The following is a 12,570-nucleotide window of genomic DNA, read 5'->3' on the forward strand; positions in this document are numbered from 1 at the left end:
ATGAAGCTTTTATTCAAAAATATACTGACGATCGCTCTCTTGGCGATGCTGCTGGAGGGGTGTATCGAGCCTTATGAACCCAAAAACATCATACCGACATCCGGGCTTCTGGTGGTCGAAGGGATGTTGTTAGAAGATGCGCCGACGGTGGTCAAGCTAAGCCGCACGATCCCGTTAGATCAGAAAAACTACCAGCCGGTGACCGCCGATGTTGCTATCGTGAACACCCAAGGAAAGAGTATATCACTCTCTGCCTCTAATGTGACCGGCACCTATACGTTGGATACCGATTTCACCTTTGAAGAGGGAGAACAATATGCCCTGGACATTCGTATCGGCTCCGAACATTATCAATCAGCGTTTGTCACTCCGGTCTATACGCCGGAGATCGACAGCTTAAGCTATGAGTATTCCAAAGAGGACGTAGAGGTGAAAATCAACGTAACCACCCACGACCCGGCCAATAAGCAACATTATTACCGATGGTCATTCGAAGAAGACTGGGAGGTAAGAAGCACATATAGAGCGACAGCCAGGTGGGATCCCATAGAGAAAAAGCTCATCACCGACATGGATTTAAGCTCATCGAACAACCGGTATTATTGCTGGAGTAAAGATGTCTCCAAGACATTTATCCTGGGTAATTCAGAGCGTTTATCCGATGCCGTCATAAAGGATAAGACGTTGCATACGATAAAAGGAAGAGGATATCGCTTTAGTAGCCTGTACAGTATCCTTGTCAAGCAGTATGGGATTCCCTTTGATGCCTATAACTATTACCGTAACCTGCAAAGAAACATCGACGAAACCGGAAGCATATTTGCCCCTCAGCCGACAGAAATGGCGGGTAATATATCCTGTATAACAAATCCAGACACCCCGGTAATCGGCTTTTTTGCTGCTTCGGTTGAAACGAGAAAACGCTTATATATATCGGAGAATGAAGTCTATTTGCCACCCATATTAGATTGCGAGGTACCGGAAGATGTCTATTTTGTCTCTTTTGAGGACGCGTATAAGAAAGGGTATGGACTGGATCTCTATATGCCACCGATAGATATAACATATGCCCGTTTGCGTTGTGTCGATTGTATAGAAGCGGGCGGCACAAAAAACAGACCTGATTTCTGGCCGAACAATCATTATTAAACCAGGCGTCTAATATGAAAATCGTGAATTTTTCAGGCATTCTTTTATTGATTCTACTAATAGGCTGTATCGAACCTTACGAGCCGAAGAATGTAGAATCGACCACCGGTGTCCTGGTGGTAGAAGGGATGTTATTGGAATACGCGCCGACCCGGATTAAGCTAAGCCGCACGATCGAGTTAGATCAGGATATCTACCACCCGGTGACTGCCGATGTATCTATCCTAAGCACCCAAGGGAAGAATATGCCGCTCGCGGCTTCTGAAGAGAAAGGCATCTATCTGTTGGATACCGGTTTCACCTTTGAAGAGGGAGAACAATACGCCCTGGAGATCCGGGACGGCTCGGAGCTTTACCGGTCTGACTTTGTCACGCCTGTATATACGCCGGATATAGATAGTGTCAGTTATGTCTATTCGCCAGAGGATGTGGAGGTGAAAATCAACGTAACCACCCACGACCCGGCGAATAAGCAGCATTATTACCAATGGGCCTATGAAGAAGACTGGGAGATGCGAGTCGATTATATCGTGACAACCCGATGGGATCCCGTAGAGGAAAAATTAATCGAAGACATGGATTTATACACATCGGACAACCGATATTATTGCTGGAATAAGGATCACTCCAAAGCCTTTATCCTGGGCAACTCCGATCGCTTGTCCGACGCGCTCATCAAAGACAAGACATTGCTTACGATAGAGGGAAGAGGCTATCGCTTCACTAGCCTGTACAGTATCCTGGTCAAACAATATGCTCTTTCACCGGAAGCCTATGATTATTTCCGTAATCTGCAAAAAAACATCGACGATACCGGTAGTATTTTCGCGCCTCAGCCAACAGAGATGAAGGGAAATATTGCCTGCATAACGAACCCGGAGCGCCCGACAATCGGTTATTTTGCCGCTTCTGTAGAGAAGAGAGAACGTTTGTATATCCCCGCCCATGAGGTTCTTTTACCCCCTATATTAGATTGTTCCGTACCCTCGGACGAGGTGTTTTTCTCTTTTGCCGACGCCTATTCGAAAGGATTTGGCATAAAGGTCTATATACCGGAGGTAGAGCTCACTTATGCCCGCTTGCGTTGTGTCGATTGTACGGAAGCCGGTGGCACAAAAAACAGGCCTGATTTCTGGCCTACGAATCATTATTAAGCATAAAAACAGATGTTATGAAGAAATACAGTATCCTTTTGGTTTTCGTTTTATGGGTGAGTACGCTGTTCGCGGAAACGCGTGAACGGGTTTATTTGCAGACCGACAAACAGCTTTATATGGCAGGCGAGTTGTTGTGGATGAAAATGTTTACAACAGATATGGATGGCCGGTTACAGGACTTCAGTAAGATCGGTTATGTGGAGCTGGTAACCGATTCGTTGTCGGAAGTGCAGGTGAAGCTCGATATCCGGGATGGCGCCGGTGCCGGATGGATGGAGCTGTCGCCCATGCTGTCGACAGGCTATTACCGCTTAATAGCCTATACCCGCCATATGCGAAACGAAGGAAACGAGGTTTTCTTTGAAAAGACAATAGGGATTATTAATCCGTATATGAGAGATGAGAATACGGTGGTCGTTGAAGAAGAGGGTGAAACAGAAAAAACAGATAAACGGTTGATCGCTAACGGATCATTATCCACCAATCGCATTTCGTATGGCAAACGGGAAAAAGGCGAATTAACCATCACCAACTTACCGGCCGAGGATCTGTCGATGGTGGTATCGATAGCCGGCATAGATCCTTTATTTGACTCTTCGTCTTCTATGGCTGATTGGAAAATAGCTTTGCGGAATGTGCCTCGCAACACATTGCAAAAGGAGTTCCTGCCGGAATATGAGGGAGCCATCATCGAAGGACGCGTTATAGATCAGGCGACAAACGAACAAGTACCAGGCGAACTGCTTGCTCCCCTACTCTCTTTCCCCGGAAAAGATATTCAGGTTTACGGTGGCAAGGTAGACGAAAAGGGAAAGGTATCATTCCATACACATCGGATTACCGGAAAGAAAGAAGTAGCTACGGTAGCCTCTTCCTTCTCTACTAAGCAATATCAGATTGACCTGCTTTCGCCTTTTGCCATCCATCAAAAGAAGGAGCATCCCTCTTTGTTGATAAACAGTCTCTGGCATGACTACCTGGAGGAACGGAGCCTGGGTGTACAGATCACGGAAGCCTATACCGCCGATTCGCTGAGCCGGGTGGAGAAGCTACCTCCCTATTTCAATTATAAGCCATACAAAGAATATCTCCTGGATGAATATACCCGTTTCCAATTTATGGAAGACCTCTTTGTGGAGTTCATCCTGGCAGCTCGCATTCGTAAAACGGGTGATACGAAGACATTCAACCTCCTGACAGAGAGAATGGATCGGTTTGCGACAGGGCAGACACTGGTATTGCTTGATAATATTCCGGTAGTGGATCACAACCTGCTTGTCGACTATAATCCATTGCATATCCGCAAGGTCGATCTCTACCTGGGACGCTATCTCTTTGGCGGGCAGATCTGTGAAGGAATCATCGCTTTTTGGTCTTATAATTATAACTATCCGGGTATCACCTTCGGTGAATCGACCCGCATCTTCGATTACGAAGGCAGCCAGGCGTATCGCTATTTCTATGCTCCCAAGTACGATCAGCAGGAGGTTTCCGAACGCATGCCCGACTTCCGGCATACCCTATTGTGGGAACCCGCTTTGCAGAGTGAAGCGAAAAAGGAAATCACATTGCCTTTCTACACCTCCGATGTGCCGGGCAAATACCTGGTGACGGTAGAGGGAATAAGCAAAGAGGGCACGGTATACACCGCGACACATACCCTGGAAGTAAAATAAGAGAGAGAATTTATAAGAAATAAGGACGTACGGCCTCAGGAAGGAAAAAGCGTACGTCCTTCCCTTTTTGGAAGGATTGACGAATAAAGGTAGATGATATCTCCAGCAGGGGTGCCTCTACCTTTTTTATATGGGGGTACCGCGCCGGAATAACCACCTCATAACCCAACCGGGGATAGACCAAGATAGGGAAATCGCGCAATAACGCCTCGCTTTCTTTCCAACGATGGATATTAGTCCAGTTATCGGCTCCCATGATAAAATGGAAAGAGCGCTCAGGATGTTGCCTCCGTAAGGAACGAAGCGTGTCGATCGTATAGGTAGGACGAGGCAGATGGAATTCAAAGTCACTGGCGAAAAAGGCCGGATAGTCTCGCGTAGCGGCTTTTGCCATCTCCAGGCGAAGAGCATCATCTATCAATTCACTCCGCTCTTTCAACGGGTTCTGTGGGGTGATAAGAAACCATATCTCTTCCAGCTCTTCAAACTCACACAGCCAGTTGGCAAGCGCCAGGTGTCCGATATGTATCGGATTGAAAGAACCGGAAAAGATACCTGTGCGGATCATTCGTTTACAAAGTTTTTGATAATGCGGTAGGCCTCTTCTTGCGCCTGTTTCAAGTCGTCATTGACAACAACGACATCGAACTGGGGCGCGAAGCTTAATTCAAACTGCGCTTTAGCAACGCGGTTTTCGATTGTTTCCGGGCTATCTGTGCCTCTTGATTCCAACCGACGGCGCAACTCATCGATATGCGGCGGTTGAATAAAGATGGATAAGGCCTCGTCGCCGTATTGCTTTTTGATATTGCATCCGCCGACCACGTCTACATCGAATATCACATTGTCGCCATCCGATAGAATACGTTCCACCTCGCTGCGCAAGGTGCCGTAAAACTTATCCGTATACACCTCTTCATATTCCAGGAATTCTCCCTTCTCGATCGATAAGCGGAAGGCATCGGGCGTCATGAAGTAATACTCTACCCCATGCTTTTCCTCCCCCCGCGGATCGCGGCTGGTGGCTGAGATAGAGAAACGCAAACGAAGCTCTTCGTGTTGAAGCAGGTAGTTAATGATGGTAGACTTACCCGAGCCCGATGGGGCTGAAAATATAATTAGCTTGCCAGTCATTTGAATGAAGAATGAAGAGTTAAAAATTAAAAATTGCTTAGCAGGGCATCAATTATCAACTATCAATTATCAATTAAAGCACGTTCAATATCTGCTCCTTGATCTGTTCCAGTTCGTCTTTCATCTGCACCACGATCTGTTGCATCTCCGCATGATTGCTTTTAGAACCCAAGGTATTGATCTCACGTCCTATCTCCTGCGCGATAAAGCCAAGCTTCTTGCCTTGCCCATTACCCTCGCGGATCGTTTTCAGGAAGTAGCTTAAATGATTCCGAAGGCGGGTCTTTTCTTCGTTGATATCCAGTTTCTCGATGTAGAAGATCATCTCCTGTTCAAAGCGGTTTTTGTCATAATCTTTTTCGACCACCTTTTCCAGGTTTTCCATGATACGCGCCTTGATCTTTTCAATGCGTTCGCCTTCATACTTCTCTACCTCCGAAACCAATAGGCCGATATTGCCAATCTTCTTTTCAAACAGATTAAACAACATTTCACCCTCTTGCATACGAAACTCCTGCAACTGCTTGATAGCCGCTTTCACCGTGTCCAGGATCACAGCCCATTCCGCCTCATCCAATTCCGTAATCTCGGACTTAATAGAGTCCGGCAACCGCAAGATCGACTGAAACCAGTCAGCAGGCTCAGCAATACCCAAAGTTTTCGATATCTCCTTTATCTGATTGTAATAGCTCTCTACCGCTTGGAAATTAATACGTGTAGGAAGATCTTTCCCGATATATTCAATGAAAATATTAAATTCAACCTTTCCTCTTTCCAGCGATTGCAACAGAAGAGAGCGCATCTCCATCTCCTTTTCTTTATAGACAGACGGTATACGTGTCGACAGATCGAGTTGTTTGCTGTTTAACGCTTTTACCTCTACAGTTACTTTTTTGGAAGGGAGTTCGGCTGTAACCTTTCCGAACCCGGTCATGGATTGTATCATGGTGCATAAAATTTATGCAAAAATAGGTTATTCTACCGATAGTTGCGTGCTAAAGCGTTTGTTTTTGTACTTTTGCGTCTGTTTTAACCCATTGTTTGCAGCCAAAAGAAATATTTATGATCGTACATATAGAGACATCCACCCAAGTATGTTCTGTTGCCCTCTCGCACGAAGGGCAGGTCTTATTCGAGAAGTTCTCCCTGGAAGGGCCTTCACACGCCGCCTTGGCAGGTGTTTATGTAGAAGAGGCCTTGCAAGAGATAAAAAAGCAGGGCGGAAAGCTGGATGCCGTAGCCATCAGCAGCGGCCCGGGCTCCTATACCGGCTTGCGCATAGGCGTTTCTTTAGCTAAAGGGTTGTGCTTTGGGTATGATGTTCCGCTGATTGCTATCCCTACGCTTGATATTTTAGCCTATACAGCCATCCATAGTCATGCGGCAGACTCCGGCGCTCTCTATTGCGCCATGATCGATGCCCGCCGGATGGAGGTCTATTCGGCGCTCTATGACGCGAAGCTCACGCCGGTCGAACCAGTGAAAGCGGAGATTATCACCGCCGAAAGCTATGCGGATTACTTGGAAAAGACAGAGGTGTGTTTCTTTGGCAATGGCGCAAAAAAATGCCAGGAGATCATTACCTCATCCAAGGCTATTTTCCTGGATGGTATGGATCCCCTGGCTGTTCATATGATCCCGCTGGCGGAGAAAGCCTTTGCGGAAAAACGATTTGTGGATGTCGCCTACTTCGAGCCCTTCTATCTGAAAGAGTTTCAGGCAACCATTGCCCGTAATAAGGTGTTAGGTGATTTGAAAAAATAAAGGGTTATAAGTCCTTAAGGTCTTTAAGGTCTTTAAGGTCTTTAAGGTCTTTAAAGTCTTTAAAGTCTTTAAGGACCTTAAAGACCTTAAGGAAAAAGAACTCTTTACTCTTCCGAATCGTCTTCCTTGATATTGTGGAATACGTTCTGAACGTCTTCGTCTTCTTCTAATTTTTCAAGAAGCTTATCCAATGTCTCCCGTTGTTCGGCGGTTACCTCCTTGTAGTCGTTGGGGATACGCACAAACTCCGCGCTATTGATCTCGAATTCGTTATCTTCCAGGTATTTCTGAATGGCTGAGTTCTGAGAGAATTCACCGGAGATAATGATTTCGCCTTCGTCTTCCTCTACCTCTTCCACACCGAAATCGATCAATTCCAGTTCCAGCTCTTCCAATTCAACACCCTCTTTCTTCACCACGTGGAAGATCACCTTATGGTCGAATATAAATTCCAGGCTGCCGCTTGTACCCAGTGAACCTCCATGTTTGTTGAAGTAACTGCGCACATTGGCCACCGTACGTGTCGTGTTATCGGTTGCCGTTTCCACGAAGATAGCGATACCAAAAGGACCGTATCCTTCGTAGTTCATCTCTTTATAGTCGGTATAGTCCTTGGAGGTAGCCTTTTTGATCGCGCGTTCCACGTTCTCCTTCGGCATATTCTCTTTCTTGGCCTGTTGCATCAACACGCGCAAGCGCGGATTACTATCCGGATCCGGACCGCCGGCTTTGGTGGCCATCGTAATTTCTTTTCCCAGCTTGGTAAATACGCGGGCCATATTACCCCAACGCTTAAACTTCTTAGCTTTCCGGTATTCAAACGCTCTTCCCATATGTTTTTTTTAATTATGAATTATGAATGTTGAATTATGAATTATAAATGACAATTGACCGTTGCTTTACGCTTCACTAAGCGTTTTTTTACTTCGTTCAAATTCATCATTCATAATTCATAATTCATATTTTTTTTAACGTAGTTGTGCTCCCAGTTTCTGTTCCAGATTGGTCTGGATCTTCTTCATGATCGCGTCAATCTGTTTGTCGTTCAATGTTTTGTCGACATCCTGCAGGAAGAAACTTACGGCATACGATTTCTTGCCCGCCGGCAGGTTCTTGCCTTCGTAGACGTCAAACAAGGTCACCTCTTTCAACAGCTTACGCTCGCTCTCATAGGCGATCTTTTCTATTTCGGCAAACAACACCTTTTTGTCGATCAACAGCGCCAGGTCTCTCTTCACGGCAGGGAATTTCGATATTTCCGCAAACGACACTTTGTGTTTCTTCGTCTCTTTGATCAAGGCATCCCAGAACAGCTCGGCAAAATAGACTTCGCCATCGAGGTCTCTGGCCTGTGAGAGTTTGGGCTGAACAATACCCAGTGAACCCAATACACGGCCTGCGCCGGTGGTGATACTTAACCCGGCCGCATAGATATCATTGGTCAGATTACCAAAGATCACCTTTTGCACGCCCAGGCGATTCAGTATATTTTCTACATACGCCTTCAATTCATAAACCGTCAGCTTCTCATTCGGATGCGCCCAGTTGTTTTCCGTGCGGTTGCCATACAACCAGATACCCAGGCGATAGTCCTCTTTGTAAGCAGCCAGCGCCTTCTCGGGATCTTTCTTTTCCGCGTTGAATTCATAACAGTTTCCGAACTCAAAGAAGCGGATATTGCTATTACGGCGTTTCGTATTTCGTTCGATGCTATCCATACCTCCGAAAAGCAATGTCTGACGCATGGCATTTAGGTCGGTACTCAACGGATTGAGCAGCATCACGCAACGGTCTGCCGGATAGGTCTCCAATGCTTCGTAATAGGCCCGCGGCGTAAAGGAGTTGTTCATGATCTCATGGAATCCGCCACCAACAAGCTGTTCGGACACCAGGTTCTGCAGTTCGTAGCTGCGGTCGGTCTGTGTCTTATAGCTCAAGTTCGACTTCACATTATCGCCAAACTCAATATTATTGTATCCGTAGATACGCAGAATATCTTCGATCACATCCACATCGCGCTGCACGTCGAACCGGTAAACCGGCACTTCGATCGACACGCCTTCGGGTGTTTCGCTAACGATTTTCATCTCTAAGCTCGTCAGGATGCTCTTCACCGTTTCGGTAGGGATCTCTTTGCCGATCAGGCTGTTCACTTTGGCGTAAGCCAGGTCGACCTTATAAGGTTCTACCGGCACCGGATAGACATCCTGTAGTTCGCCGGATATAACTCCTCCGGCTATCTCTTGTATCAACAGAGCTGCTCTCTGCAAAGCATATATCGTATTGCCGGCATCCAGTCCTCTTTCGAAACGGAACGAGGAGTCGGTATTCAATCCGAAACGACGCGCGGTTTTCCGCACCCACGAGGGGTTGAAGTTAGCCGATTCCAGGAATACATCGGTCGTTGCTTCCGTTACGCCTGAATCCAGTCCTCCGAAGACTCCCCCGATACACATGGCCTCTTCGGCGTTGCATATCATCAGATCGTTTTCGGTCAATGTACGTTCCACCTCATCCAGTGTCACAAATTTGGTACCGGCAGGCATAGTCTTTACGATGACTTTCCCACCTTTTATCTTATTATAATCGAATGCATGAAGCGGTTGTCCCATTTCATGCAATACAAAATTCGTAATATCCACCACATTATTGATTGGGCGCAAGCCAATCAATGTCAGGCGGTTCTTCAGCCACTCAGGGCTCTCCTTCACGGTTACCCCCTTGATGCTGACACCTGAATAACGGATGCAGGCCTCGGTATTCTCTACCACCACCTCGATCGCCGGCGAAGCATCTTCGATCCGGAAGGCATCAACAGCCGGTTTCTTCAGTTCCGAAGGCATTCCGTTCTGTTTCAGGTAAGCCGCCAGGTCACGAGCCACGCCAAAATGAGAAGTCGCATCCACCCGGTTGGGAGTGATATCAACCTCTAACACATATTCGCTTTGGACATTATAATAGTCTTTCGCAGGCATGCCTACCACCGCGTCGGCAGGAAGCACGATAATACCGGCATGATCGGTTCCGATACCGATTTCATCTTCCGCACAGATCATCCCGTTGGACTCGATACCACGAATCTTCGATCTTTTAATGGTGAAGGATTCCTCCTCTTTGTAGAGCTTCGTGCCGTTGACAGCCACGACCACCTTTTGTCCGGCAGCCACGTTGGAGGCACCACAAACGATCTGCAACGGTTCCTCTCCGCCAACCGATACGGTCGTTACACTCAAATGATCGGAATTGGGATGCGCCTCGCAGGTCAATACCTCTCCGATAAAGAGACCCTCCAGACCGCCTTTGATGGTTTGTACTTCTTCCACACCACCGGTCTCCAGACCGATAGAGGTAAGCGCGTCAGCCACCTCCTCGGGTGACAAATCGAAGGCCAGATAATCTTTCAGCCAATTATAAGATATATTCATCGCGTTATAATTTGTTCTAAAACCGTGTCTTGTTTTGACGCGCAAAAATACAAATTATTACCGAAACAGCCACAACTATCCTCTAATTTAAGTACTCCAAGGCTGACCTCTTCACCCCTTCCGCGAAATTGTATAAAAAGGACCTACACGTTTTACCCTCTAATCATCGTGAGTAGCATCTTAAAGGGCTGCTTGGCAAATAGCGCATGTGAAATATGGGCGGGCATAATAACGGTTTGACCGGCTGTCAAAAGCAAGGGGTTACCGCCTATCACAATTTCAGCCTCGCCGTCCAGAATTTCTACTACGGCATCAAACGGCGCCGTGTGTTCACTCAGCCCCTGCCCCTTATCGAAAGAGAAAAGGGTGATGTTTCCCGCATCGTTCTTTAATACCTGTTTGCTGACAACTCCACCCGCGGAGTAGTCAATCATTTCCGCCATATTCAGAATGGCTCCTTTTTCAAATAATTCATTCATAATCCTACTTTTTTGTATTTGTACAGGGAGTTTTTTATAGACGAAGCGCATCGGCAAGCCTGCTGAAGCGCATGGGCAAAATTGCCGAAGCGCATCGACAGCTTTGCCCATGCGCTTCGTCTATAAAATTATCCCAGAAACATTTTCATATCCTCATCCGGCGTGGTGATTCCTCCAATACCGAAATTATCGATTAACACCTTAGCTACATTCGGCGAAAGGAATGCCGGCAAGGTCGGGCCTAAGTGAATATTTTTCACCCCTAAAGAGAGCAGAGCCAATAGGACAATTACGGCCTTTTGCTCGTACCAGGCGATATTATAGGCGATGGGCAGTTCATTCACATCATTCAATTCGAATACCTCTTTCAGCTTCAATGCGATCAGCGCAAGCGAATAGCTATCGTTACACTGTCCGGCATCCAATACGCGTGGGATACCCCCTATATCGCCCAACGGCAATTTGTTATAACGATATTTGGCACAGCCCGCAGTAAGAATAACCGTATCTTTCGGAAGCTTCTCGGCAAATTCGGTATAATAGCTGCGATTCTTCATGCGTCCATCGCAACCCGCCATCACAAAGAATTTACGGATAGCCCCTGATTTAACAGCATCGACCACCTTATCGGCCAAGGCGAATACCTGCTCGTGAGCAAAACCGCCGATAATTTCCCCTGTCTCGATTTCAGTAGGAGCCTTGCAGCGTTTCGCATGCTCAATCAATTTGGAGAAGTCTTTCGCTTGCCCCTCTTTACGGTCTTCGATGTGCGTGAAGCCGTTAAATCCGGAAGCGCCTGTGGTATAAACCCGATCGGCATACGTAGAGGTAGAACGAGGGGGCACAATACAGTTGGTCGTAAACAGGATAACACCATTGAACGACTCAAAATCTTCATTTTGACGCCACCAGGCGCTACCGTAGTTACCCGCGAAGTGCTTGTATTTCTTAAATGCCGGATAGTAATGAGCCGGAAGCATCTCGCTGTGGGTATACACATCCACACCCGTGCCTTCGGTCTGTTCCAACAGATCTTGCATATCGCGCAGGTCGTGGCCGGAGATTAATATGGCGGGATTATTTCGCACACCAATATTCACTTTGGTTATTTCCGGATTGCCATAGGTAGAGGTGTTCGCTTTATCGAGCAATGCCATTGTCTTCACACCATATTCGCCACATTTCAAAACCAAGGCAGTTAACTCTTCGGCAGAAAGCTCTTGGGTGGTAGCCACCAGGGCTTCTTGCATAAAGATATGAATAGCCTCATCGTCAAAGCCCAGATTGACGGCATGTTCCGCGTAGGCAGCCATCCCCTTCACACCGTATGTCAGCAATTCCCGGAGTGAACGCACATCTTCGTTTTCCGTTTTAAGGACTCCAACCGTAGCTGCCTTCGCCTCCATCTCTTCCAAGCTCTCTCCTTTCCAGGTCATACAATCGCAAGCAACCGTGGTGTCTCCCGCCTCTATGGCAAGCCTATCGCGCAGGGCGATCGCTTCGCGGATGCGCTTCACAAAACGCTCTTTATCGAAATTGGCATTGGTAATCGTCATAAAGAGCGACTCCATCACAAAGTGATTGGTTTCCACCGAGACCGTTATCCCTTTCTTGCGCATTTCTACCGTATAACGCGAAATACCTTTCAAGAGGAATATCAATAAATCCTGTAGGTTAGCCACATCGGAAGTCTTTCCGCATACACCTCTCATCGTACAGCCTTTGTTCTGTGCTGTTTCCTGACATTGATAGCAAAACATGTTCATCATTTTTTGGTTTTAATTGT

General features: G+C 46.9%; 11 protein-coding genes. 4 read left to right on the plus strand and 7 right to left on the minus strand.

The window, feature by feature from the left end; translation table 11 throughout:
- Genes M2134_RS06860 through M2134_RS06870 form a run of 3 tightly spaced genes read left to right on the plus strand, consistent with a single transcriptional unit; the run spans window position 1 to window position 3,982 of the window.
- Window positions 1–1,149 (plus strand): DUF4249 domain-containing protein, encoded by a 1,149-nt coding sequence (locus tag M2134_RS06860; protein WP_280750542.1) that lies wholly within the window; start codon window positions 1–3, stop codon window positions 1,147–1,149.
- Between the two features lie 14 nt (window positions 1,150–1,163).
- Window positions 1,164–2,303 carry a DUF4249 domain-containing protein gene (locus M2134_RS06865; RefSeq protein WP_280750543.1) on the plus strand — a complete coding sequence of 380 codons (1,140 nt, stop codon included), beginning with the start codon at window positions 1,164–1,166 and terminating at the stop codon, window positions 2,301–2,303.
- A 17-nt stretch (window positions 2,304–2,320) separates the two neighbouring features.
- Entirely contained in the window at window positions 2,321–3,982 is a 1,662-nt protein-coding gene (locus M2134_RS06870) for a hypothetical protein (protein WP_280750544.1), read from the plus strand.
- A 10-nt stretch (window positions 3,983–3,992) separates the two neighbouring features.
- Here M2134_RS06870 and nadD read toward each other — a convergent pair whose 3' ends face one another.
- The 3 genes from nadD to M2134_RS06885 all read right to left on the minus strand — a co-directional run bounded on the left by nadD (window position 3,993) and on the right by M2134_RS06885 (window position 6,062).
- Window positions 3,993–4,550 carry a nicotinate (nicotinamide) nucleotide adenylyltransferase gene (gene nadD, locus M2134_RS06875; RefSeq protein WP_280750545.1) on the minus strand — a complete coding sequence of 186 codons (558 nt, stop codon included), beginning with the start codon at window positions 4,548–4,550 and terminating at the stop codon, window positions 3,993–3,995.
- Window positions 4,547–5,116 (minus strand): guanylate kinase, encoded by a 570-nt coding sequence (gene gmk / locus M2134_RS06880; protein WP_280750546.1) that lies wholly within the window; start codon window positions 5,114–5,116, stop codon window positions 4,547–4,549. The genes nadD and gmk overlap by 4 nt, the downstream gene beginning before the upstream one ends.
- Window positions 5,117–5,189: 73 nt before the next feature.
- Complete coding sequence (locus M2134_RS06885; RefSeq protein WP_280750547.1) at window positions 5,190–6,062, minus strand: YicC/YloC family endoribonuclease; 873 nt, start codon at window positions 6,060–6,062, stop codon at window positions 5,190–5,192.
- 110 nt (window positions 6,063–6,172) lie between these two features.
- Between M2134_RS06885 and tsaB the strand changes: the two genes are divergently transcribed.
- A complete protein-coding gene (tsaB, locus tag M2134_RS06890; RefSeq protein WP_280750609.1) occupies window positions 6,173–6,880 on the plus strand; it encodes a tRNA (adenosine(37)-N6)-threonylcarbamoyltransferase complex dimerization subunit type 1 TsaB in 708 nt (235 codons plus the stop codon).
- Window positions 6,881–6,984: 104 nt separating this feature from the next.
- Here tsaB and M2134_RS06895 read toward each other — a convergent pair whose 3' ends face one another.
- The 4 genes from M2134_RS06895 to hcp form a co-directional block, all read right to left on the minus strand.
- Complete coding sequence (locus M2134_RS06895) at window positions 6,985–7,713, minus strand: YebC/PmpR family DNA-binding transcriptional regulator (protein WP_280750548.1); 729 nt, start codon at window positions 7,711–7,713, stop codon at window positions 6,985–6,987.
- A 135-nt stretch (window positions 7,714–7,848) separates the two neighbouring features.
- A complete protein-coding gene (gene pheT / locus M2134_RS06900; RefSeq protein ID WP_280750549.1) occupies window positions 7,849–10,305 on the minus strand; it encodes a phenylalanine--tRNA ligase subunit beta in 2,457 nt (818 codons plus the stop codon).
- Between the two features lie 152 nt (window positions 10,306–10,457).
- Window positions 10,458–10,784 (minus strand): cupin domain-containing protein, encoded by a 327-nt coding sequence (locus M2134_RS06905; RefSeq protein WP_280750550.1) that lies wholly within the window; start codon window positions 10,782–10,784, stop codon window positions 10,458–10,460.
- Between the two features lie 128 nt (window positions 10,785–10,912).
- Window positions 10,913–12,544 carry a hydroxylamine reductase gene (hcp, locus tag M2134_RS06910; RefSeq protein ID WP_280750551.1) on the minus strand — a complete coding sequence of 544 codons (1,632 nt, stop codon included), beginning with the start codon at window positions 12,542–12,544 and terminating at the stop codon, window positions 10,913–10,915.
- Between the last annotated feature and the right edge of the window lie 26 nt (window positions 12,545–12,570).

The sequence above is a fragment of the Parabacteroides sp. PM6-13 genome (assembly GCF_029892605.1).
Lineage (GTDB): Bacteria > Bacteroidota > Bacteroidia > Bacteroidales > Tannerellaceae > QVMG01.